This window comes from Janibacter sp. Y6, assembly GCF_040900765.1.
In the GTDB taxonomy this organism is placed as follows: Bacteria; Actinomycetota; Actinomycetes; order Actinomycetales; family Dermatophilaceae; genus Marihabitans; species Marihabitans melonis.
On sequence record NZ_JAKLYZ010000005.1, the window covers coordinates 36227 to 57801 of the forward strand.

The window sequence follows — 21575 nt, forward strand, 5'->3', positions numbered from 1 at the left end:
GGAGATCAGCCACCCGTCTGCCCGGCGCAGGGACCGTTGGCAGCCCCCGGAGGGACGAAGGGGGACCTCACTGGCGAAGGGGCCAGAGGGGTCCCCCTTCGCATGGGGTCTGGCCGATCGGAGGAGGTCCCAGGGGGCCGCGCCGACGACGGGTCCCCTTCGCGCAGCGCGCACGACGCCGGCACGGCCTGGGGAGGCCGGGCCGAGCGACGCACCGCGCGAAGGGGGGGTGAGAGGGTGGGGCGGTGGACGTCACGACGGTCAAGGCCCTCGCGGGTCCCCAGGGGCACGAGCTGCTGAGCTCGCTCCCCCCGTACGACGAGTCGCAGGTGCTCGCGGTGCAGGGCCGGCTGCGGGCGCAGGGGCACTCCCCCGAGCTCGTCGCGGCGGCCCTCACCCAGCACCGGCTGCGCCACCGCGCCCGGGACAAGTTCGGCGAGTTCGCCGACGGCATGCTCTTCACCCCCGACGGGCTCGAGCAGGCCACCCGGCTCGAGGTGGCCGCCACTCACGCCGCCCGCTTCGCCGCCGCCTCGCTCGCGACCGTCCACGACCTCGGCTGCGGCATCGGCTCGGACGCGATGGCGATGAGCTCTCTTGGCGTCACCGTCCAGGGCCTGGACCGGGACCCCGTGACCGCCGCCGTCGCCGACAGCAACCTGCGGCCGTGGCCGGACAGCCGCGCACGCGTCGGCCTGGCCGAGGACCTCCAGCCCCCGGCGGACCCGATCCACGCCCGGGTCGGCATCTGGCTCGACCCCGCGCGGCGCACCCCCGGGGTCGCCGACGCGCAGGGGCGCACCCGTCGGGTCTTCCGGCTCGAGGAGCTCTCGCCGTCGTGGGACCTCGTCCTCGAGCTGGCCACCGCCGTGCCGGCGACCGGGGTGAAGATGTCGCCCTCTCTGCCGCACGACGTGCCCCCGCTGGGCACCGAGGCGCAGTGGGTCTCCTACGACGGCACGGTCCTCGAGTGCTCTGTGTGGTGGGGCCCCCTCGTGCGCACCGCCGGGCGCAGCGCGCTCGTCATGCGGCACGGGGCGCCGAGCGTGCGGGTCGACCAGTCGCACGCCGACGAGGACCCGCCCGCCGTCGCCTCGCTCGGGGGGCTCGGCGCGCACCTCTACGAGGCCGACCGCGCGGTGGTGCGGGCCGGTCTCGTCGGCGCGCTGACCCGAGAGGTCGGCGGGGCGGAGGTCGAGCCCGGTCTGGGGCTCGTGACGAGCGAGAGCGCGCACGACGTCCCCTTCGCCCGCGGCTACCGGGTCGTCGAGGCGATGCCCTACAACGTGAAGGTGCTGCGCGCCTGGCTGCGCGAGCGCGGCATCACCGGGCTGACCATCAAGAAGCGCGGGATCCGGGTCGACGACGAGCAGCTGCGCCGCGGGCTGCGCATCGGCCGCGGGGCCGGCGACGGGGCCCAGGCGGTCGTCGTGCTGACGCGGGTGGCCGGAGAGAGCGCGGCGGTCGTCGTCGAGCCGCTCGCGTAGCGTGACCCGGGTGACGCACCGCTACCTCCTCGCCCCCGCGACCCTGGCGGTCCTCGCCCTCGCCGCGTGCTCGGGGGACTCCCCCGTCTCGAGCAGCACCGGCACGAGCAGCACGTCCTCCAGCAGCGCATCCTCCAGCGGCACCTCGAGCAGCACCTCCCCCAGCAGCGCCTCGAGCCCGAGCAGCAGCACCACCTCGAGCCCCTCGAGCGCCACGAGCAGCACGCCGAGCACCCCGGTCGTCTCGTCCTGCGTGAGGAGCACCGTCGCGGCGATGACGCCGACCCAGCACGCCGGCCAGCTGCTCATGGTCGCGCTCACCCCCCAGATGGGCACGAACGGTCTCGACGCCCAGCTCGCCGACGGGCTCGGCAGCATGCTCTACCTCGGCGGCTGGACCGGCCGGTCGAGCGTCGCCGCGACGAGCGAGCACCTGCAGGACTCCGCGGTGCGCGTCGGCGGCACCCGTGTCGGTGTCCTCGTCGCGGCCGACCAGGAGGGCGGCGAGGTCCAGCAGCTCACCGGCGAGGGCTTCTCGACCATCCCCTCAGGGCGTGAGCAGGGTGCCCTCGCACCGGCCGAGCTCACCCGGCAGGCGAAGGGGTGGGGAGCCGAGCTCGAGCAGGCGGGGGTCAACGTCAACCTCGCCCCGACGACCGACACCGTCCCCGCCGAGATCGGCCGGGGCAACGCCCCCATCGGGCAGTACGGGCGCGAGTACGGCTCGACCCCCGCGGCCGTGACGCGGGGCGCCACGGCCTTCGCGAAGGGGATGCACGCGGCGGGTGTCATGCCGACGACCAAGCACTTCCCCGGCATCGGCCGGATCACCGGCAACACCGACGCGACGGCCTCGGGCATCACCGACTCCACGGCGACGACCTCGGACCCGCACCTCGCCCCCTTCGCCGCCGCGATGCGGGCCACGCCGACGCTCGTCATGGTCGGGTCGGCCCGCTACCCGAAGATCGACGCCGACAACCAGGCGCCCTTCAGCCGGGCGGTCGTCACCGACCTGCTCCGCGAGCAGATGGGCTTCGACGGCGTCGTCGTCACCGACGACGTCGGGGTGGCCAGGGCGGTCGCGGACGTGCCCGTCGGCCAGCGCGCGACCCGCTTCATCGCCGCCGGCGGCGACGTCGTCCTCACCGCCGACGCGACCCAGACGCAGACGATGACCTCCGCGATCGTGCGCCGGGCGGCGTCCGACGAGGACTTCGCCGAGCAGGTGCAGGCCTCGGTGACGCGCGTCCTCACGCTCAAGGAGGACATGGGCCTGCTGCGCTGCGGCTGACCCCGTCCGCGCTCGCCCCTCCGCCGGCCCCCCCTTTCGCCGCCGGCTGCCGACCCGGCTACCACGCCGTACTGGTCGTGATCGCCCCACCTACGGCGTGGTAGGTGGAGGCGTAGCCGAGCACGAAGGGGAGCGCGGCGGGGCGCGAAGGGGGTGGCGGCCTCAGTGGGCGTGGTCGTGGTCGACGTGCACCGGCAGCCCGGACTGCACGTCGGTCACCGGCATCGAGGAGTCCGCGGGGAGCGACAGGTCGCTCGCCGGGCGGCCCTTGATCATCATCTGCGCGCCGAGGCTGGCGACCATCGCGCCGTTGTCGGTGCACAGCCCCGGGCGCGGGATGCGCAGCTCGATGCCGGCCGCGTCGCAGCGCTCCTGGGCCATCGCCCGCAGCCGCGAGTTGGCGGCGACACCTCCGCCGACCTGCAGCGCGGCGACGTCGTGCTCGGTGCACGCGAGGACCGCCTTGCGGGTGAGCACGTCGACGACCGCCTCCTGGAAGGACGCGGCGACGTCGGGCACGGAGATCGCGACGCCGTCGGCGCGCTGGTGCTCGACCCACCGCGAGACGGCGGTCTTGAGCCCCGAGAAGGAGAAGTCGAAGCGGTGGCGCTGCATGTCGCGACCGGTTGTCAGCCCTCGGGGGAAGTCGATGACGACCTGCCCGTCGCGCGCGGCCCGGTCGACGTGCGGCCCGCCGGGGAAGGGCAGCCCGAGCACCCGTGCGACCTTGTCGAAGGCCTCGCCGGCCGCGTCGTCGATCGTCGACCCGAGGCTGCGGATGTCGTGCGTGACGTCGGGGACGAGCAGCAACGAGGAGTGCCCGCCCGACACGAGCATCGCGAGGGTCGGCTCGGGCAGCGGCCCGTGCTCGACGATGTCGACGGCGACGTGGCTGGCGAGGTGGTTGACCCCGTACAGCGGGATGCCGAGGGCGACGGACAGGGCCTTCGCCGAGGCGACTCCGACCATGAGCGCGCCGGCCAGGCCGGGCCCGGAGGTCACGGAGATGCCGTCGAGGTCCTGCAGGCGCACACCGGCCTGGGCGCACGCACGCTCGAGCGTCGGGACCATCGCCTCGAGATGGGCGCGGCTGGCGACCTCGGGCACGACGCCGCCGAAACGGGCATGCTCCTCGACCGAGCTGGCGATCGCGTCGACGAGCAGCTCCTCGCCGCAGACGATCCCGATGCCGGTCTCGTCGCACGAGGTCTCGATGCCGAGGACGAGCGGGGTGGAGGTGGTGGGCGGGGTCATCGGCTCTCCGGTCCGTCGGGCGGCGAAGGGGTGTCGAGGTCGAGCCCGAGGACGAGCGCGTCGACTCCCCCGGGGTAGTAGCCGCGTCGGGTGCTCAGCAGCCTCATCCCGGCGGCCTCGTACATGGCACGGGCCGCGACGTTGTCGGCGCGCACCTCGAGCAGCAGGCGGGCGGCGCCCCCGGCCCGCGCACGGGCGACGAGCTCGTCGAGCAGTGCCCGACCGAGGCCGCGGCGGCGGCCGCGCGGCGCGACGGCGATCGTCATGACGTCACCCACCTCGCCGCCGTGGTCGAGACCGGCGTAGCCGAGCACGCCCTCGTCGTCCTCGACGATGACGTAGTCGCGGCGCGGACGCGCGGCGAGCTCGCCCCACCAGGACTGCTCGGACCACGCGTCGTCGGGGTAGATCTGCTGCTCGAGCGCGGCGAGCGCGGGGATGTCTCGCCACCCGACCGCGCGCCACGTCGGCGTCGTCGCGGTCGCGCTCACTGCTGGGTCGCCCCCGCGGGCCCGGCGGAGGCGGGGCCGGGCGTCTGCTCGTCCTGGCGCTGGGCGCCGATCGCCGAGCGTGGCACCGACGGGGTGGCGTCGGGGCGGCGCAGGTACAGCGGGTCGGTGGGCTGGTCGAGTCCGAGGCGGTGCCGGGCCAGGGCGACCCCGCCGAGCGCGGCGGCGGAGACGTCGAGCGGGCCGTCGGCGTTCGTCAGCGCCTCGGGGTAGAGCGAGGGACCACGCCCGGCGGTGGGCAGGACGCGCTCCGACTCGGGCAGGTCGACGGCGCGGCTCACGAGCGGACCGCGTGTCACCTGCCACGGCAGCGCGCTCTCGTCGCCCGCGGCCTGCGCGTAGACGCTCACGTAGACCTCTTTGCGGCGGGCGTCGGTCGCGACGAGCAGCGGGCCCCGACCTCCCGCGAGGTACCACTCGTGGGCGATCGCGTCGTGCGAGGGGACCCCGAGGACGGGCACCGAGCGGGCGAGGGCGAAGGTCCGCGCGGTGACGATGCCGACGCGCAGGCTGGTGAAGGGCCCGGGCCCGGTGCCGACCGCGACGAGCTCGACGTCGGCCGGCGTCGCACCGGCGGCGGCGAGCGCCCGCTGCACGAGCGGCGCGAGGAGCTCGGTCGTGCCCCGGGGGTCGACGACGTGCTCCTGCGCCAGCGGGCCGCCGTCGAGGTCGAGCAGGGCGACGGCGACGGCCGAGGTCGAGGTGTCGAGCGCGAGGAGCATCAGACCTCCGCGGTGAGGGATCGGACGAGCGCGTCGGCGGGCGCGCCGGCCCACCGGCCACGGCCGGTGAGGGTCAGCGTGCGCGCCTCCGTCTCGGGGTCGGCGGCGAGGGTGATCTCGAGACGGTCCTCGCTGAGGTCCTCGACGAGCCCGCTGCCCCACTCGACGACGGTGACGCTGTCGGTGAGGTCGGTGTCGAGGTCGAGGTCGTCGAGCTCGGCGGCGCCCCCGAGCCGGTAGGCGTCGACGTGCACGAGAGCCGGCCCGCCGACGAGGCTCGGGTGCACCCGGGCGATGACGAAGGTGGGCGAGGTGATCGGCCCGCGCACGCCCACCCCGTCGGCCAGGCCCTGGGTCATCGTCGTCTTGCCGGCGCCGAGGCCGCCGGTGAGCACGACGAGGTCGCCGGCACGCAGCGCCTCGCCGAGACGTCGGCCGGCCTCTCGGGTGCTCTGCGGGGTCGGCAGCAAGATCGAGGTCATGCGCTCGCCCCGACGCCCGCCCCGGTGTCGCGCACCTCGGCCCCCGCGGCGGAGCGGCCGCTGCGGGCCCGCGCGGCGACGCCGCGCTCGACGAGCGCGAGCAGCTCGCTCGTCACGACGTCGGGCCGCTCCATCGGCAGGAGGTGACCCGCGCCGGGCACGACGACGTGCACGCTCCGCGGCACGAGGTCGACGATGGCCTCGCTGTGCGAGGGAGGAGTCAGCTGGTCACGGCTGCCGCCGAGCACGAGCACCTCGGTGCGCGCCAGCCCGGGGAGCGCGTCGCGGACGTCGAGCTCGTCGAGCTGGGGCAGGAAGGCCGCGATCGTCGCCAGCGGGGTCGAGAAGATGACGTCGGAGAAGTACGACAGCGTCTCGTCGTCGGCCCGCTCGCCGAAGCCGTAGCGCTGGACCGCCGTGCGCTCGGCGTCACGACCGACGCGTCGCAGACCGCCCCAGACGCCGTCGCGCGAGCCGAGGCGGCGCAGCAGGCCCGGGCCGAGGCGCACGACGAGGCCGTCGAGCAGGGGCCCGAAGCCGACGCTCACGAGTCCGCCGCCGCCCGCGCTCGTCGACACCAGCCCGACCGCGCGCACCCGCTCCTCGACGAGCGCGGGCTGCTGCTGGGCCAGGCTCATGATCGTCATGCCGCCCATGGAGTGGCCGACGAGCACGACCGGGCCGCTCGGCACGACGGCCTCGAGCACGCTGCGCAGGTCCCGGCCGAGCTGCTCGATCGTGCAGTCCGAGAGGTCGCCCTGCCCGGACAGCCCGTGGTTGCGCTGGTCGTAGGTGACGACGCGGTAGCCCTCGAGCACGAGGCGCCGGCGCTGGTGCGCCCACGTCGTGAGGTCGATCGTGAAGCCGTGGACGAGGACTACGGTGGGACGACCGCGGCGGGTCGACCCCTTCGGCTCGTCGACCTCGACGTGCAGGACGGTTCCGTCGGTCGCGAGGACCGACTCCACCCGACCGGGGGTGAAGCCCCACGGGTGGGTGCCGTCGGGGTGCGAGGTGCGGACCGGGCCGTGACCGCGGCGAGCGGCGATCGCCCCGGCGCCCGCGGCGATGACGCCGGCGCCCAGCGAGGCCCCGAGCGCGGTCTTCGTGCGTCGCGAGGCCATCACGACCGCTCCCCCGAGCCGGCCCCGCCGAGGTAGACCCGCGGCACGCGGGCCCCGATGCGGGTGACCACCTCGTAGTTGATCGTGCCGGCCGCCTCCGCCCAGTCCTGCGCGGTCGGCTCGCCGTCGACGCCGCGACCGAGGAGCACGACCTCGTCACCGGGCTGCGCGTCGCTGCCCGGGCCGAGGTCGACGACAACCTGGTCCATGCACACGCGTCCGGCGATGCGCAGCCGGTCTCCCCCGACCTGGATCGGGCCGGCGTTGCCCGCGTGGCGCGGGATGCCGTCGGAGTAGCCGAGCGGCACGAGGCCGAGGCGGGTCGCCCGCGAGGTCGCGTACTCGTGGCCGTAGGAGACGCCCTGGCCGGCCGGGGCGTCCTTGACCGACACGAGGCGGGCGGTCAGCCGCATCGCCTCGCGCAGCCCGAGGTCCTCGGGCGACCCGAGGTCGGGCACCGGCGACAGCCCGTAGACCGCCAGACCAGGACGGACGAGGTCGAAGGCGGCGGAGGGGTTGGTGAGGGTCGCCGCGGAGTTCGCGAGATGACGAAGGGGGATCCGCAGCCCGAGCCGCTCGGCCCGCGCGCACGTCGTCTCGAAGACCTCCTGCTGCGCGCGCACCGTCGGGTGCTCGGGGGCGTCGGCCCAGGCGAAGTGCGACCAGATGCCCTCGACCTCGACGACCTGCTCGGTCGCGAGCTCGGCCGCCCGGCGCAGGACGTGCTCGAGGTCCTCGCCCCACGACCCGCCACGGCCCAGGCCGGTGTCGACCTTGAGGTGGGTGCGGGCGGTCAGGCCGGTCTCGCGAGCGGCACCGGCGATCGCCTCGAGCGCCCACGGGGAGCCGGCGGACAGGGTGATGCCCGCCCGGACCGCCTCGGTGAGGTCGTCGCCCGGGGCGAAGAGCCAGGTGAGCAGCGGCGCGTCGACACCGGCGCGGCGCAGCCCGAGGGCCTCCGCGAGCTGGGCGACGGCGAGGTAGCGCGCCCCGCCGGCGAGCGCGGCCCGGGCCGAGGGGACGAGGCCGTGGCCGTAGGCGTCGGCCTTGACGACGGCCATGACGCCGGCCTGACCGGCCCGGCGGTCGAGCTCGACGACGTTGTCGCGGATCGCGTCGAGGTCGACGCTCACGCGGCTCGTGCCGAGGTAGGGCGGGGCTGACGAGGTGGGCTCGAGCGAGGCGGTGGACATGGTCGTCCCATCCTAGGTCGGCCGCCCCGGGCGACCGCGCAGGCTGCTCAGCGGGTCCGGCGCCACTCGTAGGGGGTCGTCGTCGTCACCCGCACGAGGCCCGAGCGCTCGAGGATGGGCCGGGACCCCTCGGTCGAGTCCGAGTGGATCCAGCGCACCCCGCGCCGCATCGCCGAGCGGGCCCGCTCGGCGGTGAGCGCCCGGTAGACGCCCTGACGGCGCCACTGCGGCAGGGTGGCCCCGCCCCAGATGCCGGCGACCCCGCAGTCGCCCACCGGCTCGAGCCGGCCGCACGAGATCACCTGGCCGTCGTGCTCGGCGACCCACATCTCGAGGTCGTCGCGCCCCGACATCACCCGTCGCACGATCTCGTCGGCGATCCGGCGCGCGTCCTGCGGCGAGCTGTCGAAGACGGCAGCCGCGCACGCCTCGGCCGCGCGCAGCCCCCCTTCGTCCTCGACCCGACGGATGGTCACGCCGTGCGGCAGCGGCAGGGCGAGCGCGAGCGCGCTCGCCGCGCCGATCATCACCGACTCGACCTCCTGCGGCTGCAGGCCGTGCGCGCGCAGCGCCTCGTCGAGGCCCGGGGCCTCGTCGTGGCCGCGTGTCTTCCACTCGACGACGTCGACCGCCGGGTCGTCGAGGAGCGGACGCACGACCCGCGCGACGAGGTCGGCGACGCCGTCGGCGTCGAGACCGCCGAGGTCGCGGTAGGTGACGAAGCCTCGCTCGGCGCCGTAGCGCCCGACGAGGACCGGGCCGACCCGCTCGACGCGGTCGGCGGAGGGCACCTCGCCCTCGGCACGCAGGTGCTCGTCGTAGAGCGCGAGGAGCGCGGCCCGGTCGGGGGTGGCGGCGGCGAAGGGGGTGTCGGTCACCCCGGCGATGCTGCCAGGAGGCGCGCGAGGGTTCGACCGATTTCTTCGGCGACGGCGAGGGCCCGGACGGGCCCGCCGCCGCTCGCGTCGTGCGCGGCCTCGCCGTGGACGAGCGCGCCGAGGGCGCCGGCAGTTGCGGGGTCGAGCCCGCCGGCGAGCAGGGTGCCGACGAGCCCGGTGAGGACGTCGCCGGAGCCGGCGGTCGCGAGCCAGGCCGGGGCGCTGGACTGGACGAGGACCGGACCGCTCGGGGGCACGACGAGGGTGCTCGCGCCCTTGAGCAGGACCGTGGCGCCGGTGAGCTCGCCGATCCGCCGGGCGTGCGTCACCGGGTCGGCCTCGACGTCGGCACGCTCGACCTCGGGGCCCCCGAGCCGCGAGAGCAGCCGCGCGGCCTCGCCGGCGTGCGGCGTGAGCAGGGTCGGGGCGTCGCGGACCCCGGTGACGAGATCGAGACCGCCGGCGTCGAGGAGGACCGGCAGATCGGAGTCGAGGGCCTCTCGCGCGACGTCGAGCTGCGCCTTGGCCCCCTTCGCCCGGGACGCGACGTCGAGACCGGGGCCGATCGCCCAGGCCTGCACCCGTCCGGGCCCGTGGGTGGCCTCGGGCACGGCGGCGCGCACGAGCGCCTCGGGCTCGGGGGTGCCGACGTAGCGCAGCATCCCCACGCCCGCGGTGACCGCCGCCGTCGCGGAGAGCACCGCCGCCCCGGTGTAGGACTCGCCGCCGGCGACGAGCCCGAGGACGCCGCGGGAGTACTTGTCGTCTCCGCGCTGCGGGACCGGCCACAGGGCCGCGACGTCGTCGGGGTCGAGCGAGGTGACGGCCGGCTCGCCGGGCGCCCGGACACCGATGTCGATGACCGTGAGCAGGCCGGTCGTCGACTCGGTGGGCGGCAGCACGTGCACCGGCTTGGGCGCGACGAAGGTCACCGTCTCGTCGGCGAAGACCGCGTCGGGCACGACTGGTCCGCCGTCGACGGGCTGCCCGGAGGGGGCGTCGACGGCGATGACGTAGGCGCCGGGGTAGATCGCGTCGACCCAGTGCCTGGCGAAGAGCGGGACCCCCGGGCGCCCCCCGAGGCCCGTGATGCCGTCGAGGACGACGTGCGCGGCGGAGATCGTCGCGAGCGCCTCGGGACCGTCACCCGCGTGGAGCTGTGCGCCGGCGGCGGCCGCGGCCTCGGCGGCCTCCTGCTGGGCCGGCACCGCGGTGGTGTCGTGGACGACCGCGGCGACGTCGAGCCCCTTCTTCGCGAGCCGGTGCACGGCCCACAGGGCGTCGGCGCCGTTGTTGCCGGGGCCGACGAGCGCGACGACGCGCTGGCCGCCCTGCTCGCGCAGCCGGTGGCGGGCCACCTTCGCCAGCGCCTTCGCGGCGCGCCGCATGAGCTCGCCGGACTCGAGGAGCTCGGGCTCCCCCTGCTCGGCGGTGCGGACCTGGTCGGCTCGGTATCCGTGGATCACCCCGCCGACGCTATCCCCCTTCGCGCCGTGCGACCGCCCCCCGCCCCGACGCGACCGGCCCCCGCTGCGACGCGAGCTACCACGCAGTACTGGTCGTCATCGTGACCAGTACTGCGTGGTAGCTCGCGGCAGAGCCCGCGTCACTCGACGGTGACGGACTTCGCGAGGTTGCGCGGCTGGTCGACGTCGAGGCCCTTGGCCGTCGACAGGTGCAGGGCGAAGACCTGCAGCGGGATGACCGTGAGCAGCGGCTGGAGCAGCGGCGAGGTCTTCGGCACCCGGATCACCTCGTCGGCGAAGGGCACGACGTCCTCGTCGCCCTCCTCCGCGATGACGAGCGTGCGCGCCCCGCGCGCCCGGATCTCCTGGATGTTGGAGACGACCTTCTTGTGCAGGCCGTGGGGGGTGTCCGGGCCGGGCACGACGACGAAGACCGGCTGGCCGGGCTCGATGAGCGCGATCGGGCCGTGCTTGAGCTCACCGGCCGCGAAGCCCTCGGCGTGGATGTAGGCGAGCTCCTTGAGCTTGAGCGCGCCCTCCATGGCGATCGGGTAGCCGACGTGGCGCCCGAGGAAGAGCACCGAGCGGGAGTCGGCCATGAAGCGCGCGATCTCCTCGACGCGGTCGGTCGACGCGAGCAGGGTCTCGATGTGCTCGGGCATCTCGTGCAGCTCGGCCATGACCTGCTTCGCGTCGTCCGCGTAGGTCTGTCCGCGCAGCTGGGCGAGGTAGAGGCCGAGGACGTAGCAGGCGGTGATCTGGGCGACGAAGGCCTTCGTCGACGCCACGGCGATCTCCGGGCCGGCGTGCGTGTAGAGCACGGCGTCGGAGCCGCGCGGGATCGTGCTGCCGTGGGTGTTGCAGATCGAGATCGTGCGGGCCCCGAGGTCCTTGGCGTGCTTGACCGCCATGAGGGTGTCCATCGTCTCGCCGGACTGGCTGATCGACACGACGAGGGTGCGGGCGTCGACGATCGGGTCGCAGTAGCGGAACTCGTGGGCCAGCGAGACCTCGACCGGGATCCGGGTCCAGTGCTCGATGGCGTACTTCGCGACCATGCCCGCGTAGGCGGCGGTGCCGCAGGCGACGACGTAGATCCGGTTGACCTCGCGCAGCTCGTCCTCGGAGATGCGCAGCTCGTCGAGGACGAGCCGGCCGTCCTCGTCGGTGCGACCGAGCAGCGTGTCGCGCACGGCGGCCGGCTGGTCGTGGATCTCCTTCTCCATGAAGGTCTCGTACCCGCCCTTCTCGGCGGCCGCGGCGTCCCACGTGACCTCGTAGTCCGCGCCCTGCGCGGGCGTGCCGTCGAAGCCGACGATCGAGTAGCCCTGCGGGGTGATCGTGACGATCTGGTCCTGCTCGAGCTCGACGGCGTGCTTCGTGTAGCCGATGAAGGCCGCGACGTCGGAGCCGAGGAAGTTCTCGCCCTCGCCGACGCCGACGACGAGCGGGCTGTTGCGGCGGGCGGCGACGACCGTGTCGGCGTCGTCGGCGTGCACGGCGAGGAGGGTGAAGGCGCCCTCGAGCCGGTTGACCACGTCACGCATGGCCTCGGTGAGGTCACCGGTGGCGGCGAAGGCACGGGCCAGGAGGTGGGCGGAGACCTCGGTGTCGGTCTCGGAGGTGAAGGTGACGCCCTCGGCGAGCAGCTCGTTCTTCAGCGCGTGGAAGTTCTCGATGATGCCGTTGTGCACGACGGCGAGCTTGCCGTCGGGGCCGCCGCGGTGCGGGTGCGCGTTGGCGTCGGTCGGGCCGCCGTGCGTGGCCCAGCGGGTGTGCCCGATCGCGGTGCGCGACGTCGGCACCGTCGCGCCCTCGAGGGCGGCGGTGAGGTTGGCGAGCTTGCCGGCGCGCTTGGCGGTGAAGACCTCGTCCTGCGACACGAGCGCCACGCCCGCGGAGTCGTACCCGCGGTACTCGAGGCGCGCGAGCCCCTCCATGACGACGCCGAGCGCCTTGCCGTCGGTGTCCGGGCCGACATATCCCACGATTCCACACATGGGCCGAAGCGTATCTGCCACGGCCCGAAGGGGTCTCATCACGACGCGCGGGGGGGGACGCGCCGCCGTGCCGACGCGGCCGGTCAGCCGTCCCGGCCCGCCGGTGGGGCACACTGACCGCGTGTCACCGGCGCCCGTCCCCTCCCCGTATGTCGAGCTCGACCGACGCGACTGGGCGCGACTTCGCGAGAACCACCCGCTGAGCCTCGACGAGGCCGACCTCGCCCGGCTGCGCGGGCTCGGCGACCCGATCGACCTCGAGGAGGTCGAGGAGGTCTACCTCCCCCTGTCGCGGCTGCTCACCTTCTACGTCTCGGCGACGACCCGGCTGCACCGCATCACCTCGACCTTCCTCGGCGAGCGCCCCCCGCAGTCCCCCTTCGTCATCGGCGTCGCCGGCTCGGTCGCCGTCGGCAAGTCGACGACCGCCCGCATCCTGCGGGAGCTCATGCGCCGCTGGCCCGACACCCCGCACGTCGAGCTCATCACGACCGACGGCTTCCTGCTGCCCAACGCCGAGCTCGAGCGACGGGGCCTGCTGCAGCGCAAGGGCTTCCCCGAGTCCTACGACCGGCGCGCGCTGCTGCGCTTCATGGCCTCGGTCAAGGCCGGCCACCGCGAGGTCCGCGCCCCCGTCTACTCGCACCTCACCTACGACATCGTCCCCGGCGAGCACGTCGTCGTGCGCCAGCCCGAGGTGCTCGTCGTCGAGGGGCTCAACGTCCTGCAGCCCCCCATGGCGCGCGGCGACGGCCGGCCCGGCATGGCCGTCTCGGACTACTTCGACTTCTCGGTCTACGTCGACGCGCACGTCGAGGACATCCGGGCCTGGTACGTCGAGCGCTTCCTGCACCTGCGCGAGACCGCCTTCGCCGACCCGGCGAGCTACTTCCACCGCTACGCGGCCCTGTCCGACGACGAGGCCCGCGAGCGCGCGCTGCAGATCTTCCGCGACATCAACGAGCCCAACCTCGTCGACAACGTCCTGCCGACGCGCAGCCGAGCCACCCTCGTGCTGTCCAAGGACCGCGAGCACCAGGTCCGTCGGATCCGCCTGCGCAAGCTCTGAGGGCGGGCGAAGGGGGACCCGGCCCCGTCGGATCCGCCTGCGCAAGCTCTGAGGGCGGGCGAAGGGGGACCCGGCCCCGTCGGGTCCGCGTCCGCCGGCCGGCCGGTCGCGGGCTAGACCGCGGCCGCGAGGACCGAGGCGACCATGCCCGTCGGGCGGCGCGAGCCGGTCCACACGGCGCGCAGCTCGCGGGTGAGGTCGACGCCGTCGACGCGCACCTCGACGAGCTCGCCGCTCGCGAGCAGCCCGGCGACCGCGAGCTCGCTGAGCACCGCGGGCGACTGCGCCGACAGGGCGGCGATGCGCACGGCCGTGCTCGTCGTCAGCTCGAGCGCGGGCCGCACCGCGAGGCCGTGCTGCTCGAGGGCGTCCTCGAGCGCGACCCGCGTGCCCGACCCGGCCTCGCGGACGAGCAGCGCGGTGGCGGCGAGCTCCGACGCCGTGACCGGGAGGCGACGTCGTCGCGCCCACGGGTGCCCCGGCGCCACGACGACGACGAGCCGGTCGCTCGCGACGACCGTGCTGTGCAGCCCGCTCGGCACCCGCCCGTCCTCGACGAAGCCGATGTCGGCCTCGCCGCCGCGGACCGCACGGGCCACCTCCGTGGAGTTCGCCGCGACGAGGGCGACCTCGACGTCGGGATGGGCGGTGCGCAGCGGCACGAGCCACCGCGGCAGGAGGTACTCCGCGATCGTCATGCTCGCGGCGACGGTGACGGCGCTGCGGCCCGACACGAGGGTGCGCTGGGCGTCGGAGAAGCGGGCCGCCGCGGCGAGCAGGTCACGTGCCCAGTCGACGACGAGAGCACCCTGCGCGGTGAGCACCGTCCCCGACGGCGTGCGCTGCAGCAGGGTGACCCCGGTCCGGCGCTCGAGGCGCAGCAGCGAGCGGCTCGCGCTCGGCTGACCGGTGCCCACCGCGGCGGCGGCCGCGCCGATGCTGCCCGTCTCCGCGACGGCGACGAGCAGCTCGAGCACGGCGAGGTCGGGCCAGGTGGTCACGCGGCCACCGTATCCCTCGCCCATGCCCCGTAGGCATGGGTCCATGGCGGACGGGGGTCTGGCGCACCCCCGGCCACGAGACGAGCGTGGGGTGCATGACCCAGGCAGTGCTCGTCCCGGACCGCGCGCCGACCGCCACCCGTCACCGCACCGGCGCCGGTCCCGGCCTCCTGCTGGCCCTGTCGGTCGCGCTCCTCGCGCACGGCCTGCACGCCACGGTGCCGGCGGCGCACCCGTCTCTCGTGGCCGTCGCCGTCGGCGGGGCCGCCGGGCTCGCCGGTCTCGTCCCCCGCGTCGCCGCCCCCGGGGTGGCCGTCGCGGGCCGCACGGTGCTGCGCTGGGCGGTCGTGCTCCTCGGGCTCCAGCTCTCGCTCGCCGAGGTCGCCGGCCTGGGCCCCGGCGTGCTCGTCCTCGCCGTCGTCGTCGTGACCGGCGGCGTGGTGGGCACCCTCGCGATGGGTCGCGCGCTCGGGGTGCCGCCGGCGATGCGCCTGCTCCTCGCGTGCGGGTTCTCCATCTGCGGCGCGGCCGCCGTCGCCGGCGCGCGCGACCTCGCCGACGCCGACGACGAGGAGGTCTCGGCGGCCGTCGCGCTCGTCGTCGTCCTCGGCACCACGACGATGCTGCTCCTCCCCTTCGGCCTCGCCCTCACCCCGCTCGACGTCCACACCCGGAGCGTCGTCGTCGGCGCATCGGTCCACGAGGTCGCCCAGGTCGTCGTCGCCGGGGGCCTCGTCGGCGGCGCCGGCCTCGGGGCCGCCGTGGTCGCCAAGCTCGCCCGGGTCGTCCTCCTCGCGCCGACGCTGCTCGCCCTGCGACTGACGACCGCACGGCGGGGCGCTGCGGACGCGGCCCGCCCGCCGCTGCTGCCGTGGTTCGTCGCCGGCTTCCTCGCCCTGGCCGCCGGGCGCAGCCTCCTCGACGTGCCCCCGCCCGCGCTGGCCGTCGGCGAAGAGGTCCAGGGCATGGCCATGGCGGCCGCGATGTTCGCCCTCGGCTGCGGCCTGCGGCGCGAGACCCTGCGCCGGGTCGGGGCCCGTCCGGTCCTCCTCGCCGTCCTCGCGACGCTCCTCGTCCTCGCCCTCGCGCTCACCGGCGCCCTGCTCCTGGGGTGACACCCGGCGCCCCCCGGGCACGACGAAGGGGGACCGCTCGGCGGTCCCCCTTCGTCAGCTGCGAGCCGAGCTCGGTGCCGGCTGCGAGCCGGTCTCAGTACCAGTGCGGGTCGTTGTTGCTCCAGAACTGGTAGGCCGCGCAGGGCGAGCCGTAGGCGTCCTTGATGTACTTCATGCCCCAGCGCATCTGCGTCTCGGGGTTCGTGCGCCAGTCCGGGCCGGCGGTCGCCATCTTCTCGGCGGGCAGGGACTGCGGGATGCCGTAGGCGCCCGAGCTCGCGTTCGTCGCGTCCCACTCGAAGTCGCTCTCGCCGATCCACAGCGACTGCAGGCAGCCCCACTGGTCGTCGGAGAAGCCGTGGTCGCGCATGATCTCGATCGCGTACGGCTTGGGATTGGCCTGGACCGCCTTGAGCCGGTCGGTCTTGGCCTTCGCGGCGGCCTTGCGCTTGGCGAGCGCCTTCTGCGCGGCGGCCTTCTTCTTCGCGGCTGCCTGCTCCTTGGCCTTCTTCGCCTTGGCGATCCGCTCCTGCTCGCGGCTCTCGCTGCGGCTGGCGGCCGCGGAGCGGCGCTCGTCGGCGAGGCGCTGGGCGTCGGCCGACCCGGTGCTGTCGGTGAGCGCGGTGAAGGCGTCGCCCACGGGGGCGGCGCGCCCGGTGAGGGCGACGTCGGACTGCGGCGCGGCGGTGGCCGGTGTCTCACCGGTGCCGACGGCTGCGCCGACCGAGGCGATGAGGGCGACGGCGATGCCCGACCCGACGACGGGCCGCTTCATCGCGGCGGCCGACGGCATGCGCCGACCGCGGGTGCGCGTCACTCCGTGCCGCGGGGTGTAGTCCGTGCTCAACAGGTCCTCCCTCATGCAGCGACCACCCGCGCTCGCGGGTGATCGGCTGCCGTGCCGGTGGGCGTCCTCGTCGTGCAGGACGCTCCGTTACCGTTTCGAGACCTTACCGTCAGCCCCGGGGGGGACTCAAATCGGCTAGAGCTCGCCCCCTTCGAGCAGGTCCGTCACGAGCGCGGCGATCGGGCTGCGCTCGCTGCGGGTGAGGGTGACGTGCGCGAAGAGGGGGTGGCCCTTGAGCCGCTCGATGACCGCGGCGACCCCGTCGTGACGCCCGACCCGCAGGTTGTCGCGCTGGGCGACGTCGTGGGTGAGGACGATCTTGCTGTTCTGACCGATGCGCGACATCACGGTGAGCAGGACGTTGCGCTCGAGGCTCTGCGCCTCGTCGACGACGACGAAGGCGTCGTGGAGCGAGCGCCCCCGGATGTGCGTGAGCGGCAGGACCTCGAGCATCTCGCGGTCGATGATCTCCTCGACGACCTCGCGCGAGACGAGCGCGCCGAGGGTATCGTAGACCGCCTGGGCCCACGGACCCATCTTCTCGTCGCCGGAGCCGGGCAGGTAGCCCAGGTCCTGGCCCCCGACGGCGTACAGCGGGCGGAAGACGACGACCCTGCGGTGCTGACGGCGCTCCATGACCGCCTCGAGGCCCGCGCACAGCGCGAGCGCGCTCTTGCCGGTGCCGGCCCTCCCGCCGAGGCTGACGATGCCGACGTCGGGGTCGAGGAGGAGGTCGAGGGCGATCCGCTGCTCCGCGCTGCGGCCGTGCAGCCCGAAGGCGTCCCGGTCGCCGCGCACGAGGCGGACCTGGCGGTCGGCGGTGACCCGCCCGAGCGCTCCCCCGCGCGGCGAGATGAGCCGCAGGCCGGTGTGGCACGGCAGGTCGCCGAGGTCGTCGTGGCTCATCCGGCCGTGCTCGAAGAGCTCGTCGACCTGCTCGACCGTCACGTCGAGGTCGGTGATGCCGGTGAAGCCCGAGTCGATGACCGACTGCTCGGCGCGGTACTCCTGGGCGTCGAGCCCGAGGGCCGAGGCCTTGACCCGCATCGGCAGGTCCTTGCTGACGACGGTGACGCGACCGCCGTGCACCGACAGGTCCTGCGCGACGGCGAGGATGCGCGTGTCGTTGTCACCGAGGCGGAAGCCCGCGGGCAGCACCCCCGGGTCGGCGTCGCCGAGCTCGACCCGCAGCGTGCCGCCGTCGTCGCCGACGGGGATCGGTGCGTCGAGACCGCCGGCCTCGACCCGCAGGTCGTCGAGCAGGCGCAGCGCGGTGCGGGCGAAGTAGCCGAGCTCGGGGTGGTGGCGCTTGGCCTCGAGCTCGGTGATGACGACGACCGGGAGGACGACGTCGTGCTCCTTGAAGCGCAGCAGCGCCCGCGGGTCGGACAGGAGCACGGAGGTGTCGAGCACGTAGGTGCGGGTGGCCTCGTCCTGGTCGGGGAGCGGGACCGGGTCAGCCGCGAGGCGCTCGGACGGGGCGAGGTGGGTCATCATGGCCACTGCGATCTCCTCCGCACGCTCGCGCCGACCGGCGCCAGCGCGCCGTCAGTATCGGTGCGAGTGCCGGGACCGGGCCGCGGGCTGGAGCCGGGGCCGGGTCCGGCCCCGTCCTCGAAGCGAGTGCTCCATCGAAGGCCTCCCGGACGGGTCCCGCGGGAGTGCGGTGCCCGTCAGTCGTGACAGTAGGTCGACGACCTCGGCGACCGACCCCACGACACGGGCGTGTCGCGAAGTTCACCGGGTGCTGACGCGGGGTTCACGAAGGGGGTCGCCCCACCCGTCCCACGGGGCTCACGCGCCCCGTGCGCACCACCGGGTCAGGACCCGAAGCGGCGCTGGCGCTCCCCGTAGGCGCGCAGCGCGCGCAGGAAGTCGACCTTGCGGAAGTCGGGCCAGTAGGCCTCGCAGAAGTAGAACTCGCTGTGGGCGCTCTGCCACAGCAGGAAGCCCGAGAGCCGCTGCTCCCCGGACGTGCGGATGACGAGGTCGGGGTCGGGCTGACCGGCCGTGTAGAGGTGGTCGGCGATCGTCTCGGTCGTCACCGAGCGGGCGACGTCCTCGAGGCTCTCGCCGCGCTCGGCGGCTCGGCGCAGCATCTCGCGGACCGCGTCGGCGATCTCCTGGCGACCGCCGTAGCCGACGGCGACGTTGACGTGCAGGCCCTCGACGTCGGCGGTCTGCTCGGCGGCCCGGCGCAGGGCCGCGGCGGTCTCGACGGGCAGGAGGTCGAGCGCGCCGGCCGGGTGGACCCGCCAGCGGGCGCTCGCGGCGATGTCGCCGACGACCCCCTCGATGATCCGCAGCAGCGGCTGCAGCTCGTCCTGCGAGCGCGTGAGGTTGTCGGTGGAGAGCAGCCACAGCGTGACGACCTCGACACCGGCCTCCTCGCACCACTGGAGGAAGTTGGCGATGTTCGCCGCCCCCGCCCGGTGGCCGTCGTCGGTGCGGGCCCCGCGGGCCCGGGCGAAGCGACGGTTGCCGTCGACGATCATCCCGACGTGGCGGGGCACCCCGACACGGGCGACCTCCTTGGCGAGGCGGGCCTCGTAGGCGGCGTAGAGGGGATTGCGCACCCGCTCTCGCCTCCCTTCGTGGTCGATGACGCGAGCCTCGCGCGGACCGGGTCAACCTATCGCGCGGGTCTTCGACGACGCCGCCTCCCCTAGCCGGACGTCCGACCGTCGCGCGGGCCAGCCGTCTCACAGCCAGGTCCGATACCGTCTCCCCATGACCTTCGACGGCGAGCTGCGCGGACGCGCCCAGGAGATGGCCCGTGACGTCTCCGAGCACGTCGACGAGATCGTCGACGCGGTCAAGCCGCACCTGCGCGGCTGGCTCCACCTCGTCATGGCGCCGCTGGCGCTCGTCGGCGGGATGATCCTCATGACGACCGCCCCGACGATGCAGGGCCGGGTCGCGGCCTTCGTCTTCACCATCACCGCGGGCCTGCTCTTCACGACCTCCGCGGTCTACCACCGCGGTCGCTGGTCGACGAAGGTCGGCGCCGTGCTGCGCCGCTGGGACCACGCGAACATCTTCCTCATCATCGCGGGCAGCTACACGCCCTTCGCGATGCTGCTCCCCCGCGAGCAGGCGATCACGCTGCTGAGCATCGTGTGGTCCGGCGCGATCCTCGGCGTGCTCTTCCGCGTCTTCTGGATCGGCGCCCCTCGCTGGCTCTACGTGCCGGTCTACATGGCGCTGGGGTGGGTCGCCGTCTTCTACATCGGCCCGCTGCTCACCCACGGCGGGGTGCTCATCATGAGCCTCATCATCACCGGCGGGCTGCTCTACACCCTCGGTGCCGTCGTGTACGGCCTCAAGCGGCCCAACCCGTCACCGCGGTGGTTCGGGTTCCACGAGATCTTCCACGCCTTCACCATCCTCGCCTTCGTCGCCCACTTCGCGGCGGCGGCGCTGGCCCTCTACGGGCCGGTCGCCCAGGGCGCCTGAGACCTCCCTCTCGGCGCGACGCCCGCGCTCCTGGGCCTGACGGTCCGCCTCGGCCAGCCGCATCCGGCGCAGCCGCGTGAACATGCTGCGCATGAGCAGCCACAGCCCGACGGCGAGGAAGAAGAAGGCCACGAAGGCCCACCAGCCGGGGCCGACCTCGGTGCTCGGAGAGCTCATCGCCAGTCCTTCACGGTCGGCTCCGCGCGGTCGTCGCGCAGGAGGGTCGGACGGCCCGTCGCGAGCTCGTCGGCGCGCTGCGGGTCGATGCCCGCGAAGAGGTCGTCCTCGGTGTCGTCGGTCGGCACGTACGACATCGCGAGCTCGAAGTCGTCGGTCGGCCACACCTCGGCCTGGATGTCGTTGGTCACCGCGAAGAAGCTGCCCCCGGGGTCGACCTGCGTCGCGTGGGCGCGAAGGGCGTCGTCGCGCACGTCGAAGTACTCCGACGCGGGGACGCGCGTGGTGATCCGCCGGTCGGGGCGGTCCTCCCAGCGTGCGAGCCAGTCGGCGAAGGGGGACTCCATCCCCCGGTCGAGCAGCGCGCGGTGGTAGGTCTGCAGGCGCTCGCGGTGGAAGCCGGCGTTGTAGTACATCTTCAGCGGCTGCCACGGCTCGCCCGCGTGCGGGTAGCGCTCGGGGTCGCCGGCGGCGAGGAAGGCCTCGACGGAGACCCGGTTGGTCATGATGTGGTCCGGGTGCGGGTAGCCGCCGTTCTCGTCGTACGTCGTCAGCACGTGCGGGCGGAAGCGACGGATCTCGCGCACGAGCGCCTCGACCGGGGCGTCGAGCTCCTCGAGCGCGAAGCAGCCGGCGGGCAGCGGAGGACGCGGGTCGCCCTCGGGCAGACCGGAGTCGACGAAGCCCAGCCACGTGTGCTCGCAGCCGAGGATCGCCTGGGCACGGGCCATCTCGTCGCGACGCACCTGGGCGAGGTCACGGATGATGTGGGGGTTGTCCTTGAGCGCGGGGTTGAGCACGTCGCCGCGCTCTCCGCCGGTGCACGACACGACGAGCACGCGGTGCCCCTCGGCGACGTACTTCGCAGTGGTCGCGGCACCCTTGCTCGACTCGTCGTCGGGGTGGGCGTGCACGGCCATCAGGCGCAGTGGTTCCACTCTTCACTTCCTCGGTTTGGGACGATGGTCTCGATTCTCTCACCACCAGGAGCCCCCGCATGAGCACCGCCCCCGTCGACACCCCCGCCCAGCAGGGGCGCTCGCCCCGCTTCTGGTGGGTGCTCGGCAGCGTCCTCGTCGCGGCGAGCGTCGCCCTCGTCGTGTGGTTCGGCCTGTCGGGGACCAAGGGGGCGGTGACCGCCACCGACGTCGCCTTCACCCGCGAGCCGCGCGAGGTGACGATGGTCTTCGACGTCGACCGCCCCGTCGGCACCGTCGTCACCTGCCACGTCAAGGCGCTCGACTCCGACTACGCCACCGTCGGGTCCACCGACGTCGAGATCCCGGCGAGCCAGGAGCGCTCGACCCGTGAGAGCGTCGTCGTGCGCACGACGACGCAGGCGGTCACCGCGACCGTCGACGGCTGCCGACCCCTCTGAGCAGGCCCGACGGGCCGGGGGTACACCCCTTCGTGGCTGGGGTTGTCACCCCCGACGGGGTAAACTCGTGCGAATACCGAAGACGAGGTCTGGACCACGCGGTCCAGGCCTTCGTGCATACGG

Annotated in this window: 21 protein-coding genes; 6 read left to right on the top strand and 15 right to left on the bottom strand. The window is 74.4% G+C overall.

The window, feature by feature from the left end:
* The first annotated feature begins 245 nt into the window (after window positions 1-245).
* Window positions 246-1487: a class I SAM-dependent methyltransferase gene (locus L6241_RS12305; RefSeq protein ID WP_123091207.1), complete on the top strand. Its 1242-nt coding sequence runs from the start codon at window positions 246-248 to the stop codon at window positions 1485-1487.
* A 21-nt stretch (window positions 1488-1508) separates the two neighbouring features.
* Here L6241_RS12305 and L6241_RS12310 read toward each other — a convergent pair whose 3' ends face one another.
* The gene (locus L6241_RS12310; protein WP_368246461.1) at window positions 1509-1796 is read right to left on the bottom strand and encodes a hypothetical protein; all 288 of its coding nucleotides are present in this window, start codon (window positions 1794-1796) and stop codon (window positions 1509-1511) included.
* Here L6241_RS12310 and L6241_RS12315 point away from each other — a divergent pair.
* Window positions 1762-2781, top strand: coding sequence for a glycoside hydrolase family 3 N-terminal domain-containing protein (locus L6241_RS12315; protein ID WP_368246463.1), 1020 nt, complete (start codon window positions 1762-1764; stop codon window positions 2779-2781). The genes L6241_RS12310 and L6241_RS12315 overlap by 35 nt on opposite strands.
* A gap of 162 nt (window positions 2782-2943) precedes the next feature.
* Here the strand turns inward: L6241_RS12315 and tsaD are convergent, their stop codons facing one another.
* The 9 genes from tsaD to glmS all read right to left on the bottom strand — a co-directional run bounded on the left by tsaD (window position 2944) and on the right by glmS (window position 12409).
* On the bottom strand, window positions 2944-4035 hold the full coding sequence (gene tsaD, locus L6241_RS12320; RefSeq protein WP_068273258.1) for a tRNA (adenosine(37)-N6)-threonylcarbamoyltransferase complex transferase subunit TsaD: 1092 nt from the start codon (window positions 4033-4035) through the stop codon (window positions 2944-2946).
* Window positions 4032-4526, bottom strand: a complete 495-nt coding sequence (gene rimI, locus L6241_RS12325) for a ribosomal protein S18-alanine N-acetyltransferase (protein WP_368246465.1) — start codon at window positions 4524-4526, stop codon at window positions 4032-4034. The genes tsaD and rimI overlap by 4 nt, the downstream gene beginning before the upstream one ends.
* On the bottom strand, window positions 4523-5266 hold the full coding sequence (gene tsaB, locus L6241_RS12330) for a tRNA (adenosine(37)-N6)-threonylcarbamoyltransferase complex dimerization subunit type 1 TsaB (protein WP_368246467.1): 744 nt from the start codon (window positions 5264-5266) through the stop codon (window positions 4523-4525). The genes rimI and tsaB overlap by 4 nt, the downstream gene beginning before the upstream one ends.
* Window positions 5266-5748 (bottom strand): tRNA (adenosine(37)-N6)-threonylcarbamoyltransferase complex ATPase subunit type 1 TsaE, encoded by a 483-nt coding sequence (gene tsaE, locus L6241_RS12335; protein WP_368246469.1) that lies wholly within the window; start codon window positions 5746-5748, stop codon window positions 5266-5268. The genes tsaB and tsaE overlap by 1 nt, the downstream gene beginning before the upstream one ends.
* Window positions 5745-6872, bottom strand: a complete 1128-nt coding sequence (locus L6241_RS12340) for an alpha/beta fold hydrolase (protein WP_368246470.1) — start codon at window positions 6870-6872, stop codon at window positions 5745-5747. The genes tsaE and L6241_RS12340 overlap by 4 nt, the downstream gene beginning before the upstream one ends.
* Complete coding sequence (gene alr, locus L6241_RS12345) at window positions 6872-8065, bottom strand: alanine racemase (protein WP_368246471.1); 1194 nt, start codon at window positions 8063-8065, stop codon at window positions 6872-6874. The genes L6241_RS12340 and alr overlap by 1 nt, the downstream gene beginning before the upstream one ends.
* Before the next feature lie 47 nt (window positions 8066-8112).
* On the bottom strand, window positions 8113-8943 hold the full coding sequence (locus tag L6241_RS12350) for a GNAT family N-acetyltransferase (protein ID WP_368246472.1): 831 nt from the start codon (window positions 8941-8943) through the stop codon (window positions 8113-8115).
* The gene (locus L6241_RS12355; RefSeq protein WP_368246473.1) at window positions 8940-10409 is read right to left on the bottom strand and encodes a bifunctional ADP-dependent NAD(P)H-hydrate dehydratase/NAD(P)H-hydrate epimerase; all 1470 of its coding nucleotides are present in this window, start codon (window positions 10407-10409) and stop codon (window positions 8940-8942) included. Before L6241_RS12355 ends, L6241_RS12350 begins: the two co-directional genes overlap by 4 nt.
* 140 nt (window positions 10410-10549) lie before the next feature.
* A complete protein-coding gene (gene glmS / locus L6241_RS12360; RefSeq protein ID WP_368246474.1) occupies window positions 10550-12409 on the bottom strand; it encodes a glutamine--fructose-6-phosphate transaminase (isomerizing) in 1860 nt (619 codons plus the stop codon).
* Between the two features lie 121 nt (window positions 12410-12530).
* Here glmS and coaA point away from each other — a divergent pair, with 121 nt between their 5' ends.
* Window positions 12531-13478: a type I pantothenate kinase gene (coaA, locus tag L6241_RS12365; protein ID WP_224766887.1), complete on the top strand. Its 948-nt coding sequence runs from the start codon at window positions 12531-12533 to the stop codon at window positions 13476-13478.
* A gap of 113 nt (window positions 13479-13591) precedes the next feature.
* On the opposite strand, the gene L6241_RS12370 is transcribed toward coaA, so the two are convergent.
* Window positions 13592-14479: a LysR family transcriptional regulator gene (locus L6241_RS12370; protein WP_240341619.1), complete on the bottom strand. Its 888-nt coding sequence runs from the start codon at window positions 14477-14479 to the stop codon at window positions 13592-13594.
* A 95-nt stretch (window positions 14480-14574) separates the two neighbouring features.
* On the opposite strand from L6241_RS12370, the gene L6241_RS12375 reads away from it, so the two are divergent.
* Window positions 14575-15594, top strand: coding sequence for a YeiH family protein (locus L6241_RS12375; protein WP_368246475.1), 1020 nt, complete (start codon window positions 14575-14577; stop codon window positions 15592-15594).
* Between the two features lie 94 nt (window positions 15595-15688).
* Here L6241_RS12375 and L6241_RS12380 read toward each other — a convergent pair whose 3' ends face one another.
* From L6241_RS12380 to L6241_RS12390, 3 genes are all read right to left on the bottom strand, one after another.
* Window positions 15689-16441, bottom strand: coding sequence for a hypothetical protein (locus tag L6241_RS12380; protein ID WP_368246476.1), 753 nt, complete (start codon window positions 16439-16441; stop codon window positions 15689-15691).
* 135 nt (window positions 16442-16576) lie between these two features.
* The gene (locus tag L6241_RS12385; RefSeq protein ID WP_368246667.1) at window positions 16577-17935 is read right to left on the bottom strand and encodes a PhoH family protein; all 1359 of its coding nucleotides are present in this window, start codon (window positions 17933-17935) and stop codon (window positions 16577-16579) included.
* A gap of 326 nt (window positions 17936-18261) precedes the next feature.
* The gene (locus L6241_RS12390) at window positions 18262-19017 is read right to left on the bottom strand and encodes an isoprenyl transferase (RefSeq protein WP_068273231.1); all 756 of its coding nucleotides are present in this window, start codon (window positions 19015-19017) and stop codon (window positions 18262-18264) included.
* Between the two features lie 193 nt (window positions 19018-19210).
* Here L6241_RS12390 and L6241_RS12395 point away from each other — a divergent pair, with 193 nt between their 5' ends.
* Entirely contained in the window at window positions 19211-19897 is a 687-nt protein-coding gene (locus L6241_RS12395) for a hemolysin III family protein (RefSeq protein WP_068274242.1), read from the top strand.
* Between the two features lie 173 nt (window positions 19898-20070).
* On the opposite strand, the gene mca is transcribed toward L6241_RS12395, so the two are convergent.
* Window positions 20071-20994 (bottom strand): mycothiol conjugate amidase Mca, encoded by a 924-nt coding sequence (gene mca, locus L6241_RS12400; protein WP_368246478.1) that lies wholly within the window; start codon window positions 20992-20994, stop codon window positions 20071-20073.
* A gap of 77 nt (window positions 20995-21071) precedes the next feature.
* On the opposite strand from mca, the gene L6241_RS12405 reads away from it, so the two are divergent.
* Window positions 21072-21452 carry a DUF4307 domain-containing protein gene (locus tag L6241_RS12405; RefSeq protein ID WP_068273226.1) on the top strand — a complete coding sequence of 127 codons (381 nt, stop codon included), beginning with the start codon at window positions 21072-21074 and terminating at the stop codon, window positions 21450-21452.
* Window positions 21453-21575 lie beyond the last annotated feature (123 nt).

What these genes read in the sequence shown, in the direction of transcription:
- L6241_RS12375 (WP_368246475.1), top strand. Translation starts at nt 14,575, where the DNA reads ATGACCCAGGCAGTGCTCGTCCCGGACCGCGCGCCGACCGCCACCCGT.
- L6241_RS12395 (WP_068274242.1), top strand. Translation starts at nt 19,211, where the DNA reads ATGGCCCGTGACGTCTCCGAGCACGTCGACGAGATCGTCGACGCGGTC.
- tsaD (WP_068273258.1), bottom strand. Translation starts at nt 4,035, where the DNA reads ATGACCCCGCCCACCACCTCCACCCCGCTCGTCCTCGGCATCGAGACC.
- tsaE (WP_368246469.1), bottom strand. Translation starts at nt 5,748, where the DNA reads ATGACCTCGATCTTGCTGCCGACCCCGCAGAGCACCCGAGAGGCCGGC.
- L6241_RS12315 (WP_368246463.1), top strand. Translation starts at nt 1,762, where the DNA reads ATGACGCCGACCCAGCACGCCGGCCAGCTGCTCATGGTCGCGCTCACC.
- L6241_RS12405 (WP_068273226.1), top strand. Translation starts at nt 21,072, where the DNA reads ATGAGCACCGCCCCCGTCGACACCCCCGCCCAGCAGGGGCGCTCGCCC.
- tsaB (WP_368246467.1), bottom strand. Translation starts at nt 5,266, where the DNA reads ATGCTCCTCGCGCTCGACACCTCGACCTCGGCCGTCGCCGTCGCCCTG.
- glmS (WP_368246474.1), bottom strand. Translation starts at nt 12,409, where the DNA reads ATGTGTGGAATCGTGGGATATGTCGGCCCGGACACCGACGGCAAGGCG.
- mca (WP_368246478.1), bottom strand. Translation starts at nt 20,994, where the DNA reads ATGGCCGTGCACGCCCACCCCGACGACGAGTCGAGCAAGGGTGCCGCG.
- L6241_RS12385 (WP_368246667.1), bottom strand. Translation starts at nt 17,935, where the DNA reads ATGACCCACCTCGCCCCGTCCGAGCGCCTCGCGGCTGACCCGGTCCCG.
- alr (WP_368246471.1), bottom strand. Translation starts at nt 8,065, where the DNA reads ATGTCCACCGCCTCGCTCGAGCCCACCTCGTCAGCCCCGCCCTACCTC.
- L6241_RS12340 (WP_368246470.1), bottom strand. Translation starts at nt 6,872, where the DNA reads ATGGCCTCGCGACGCACGAAGACCGCGCTCGGGGCCTCGCTGGGCGCC.
- L6241_RS12310 (WP_368246461.1), bottom strand. Translation starts at nt 1,796, where the DNA reads ATGAGCAGCTGGCCGGCGTGCTGGGTCGGCGTCATCGCCGCGACGGTG.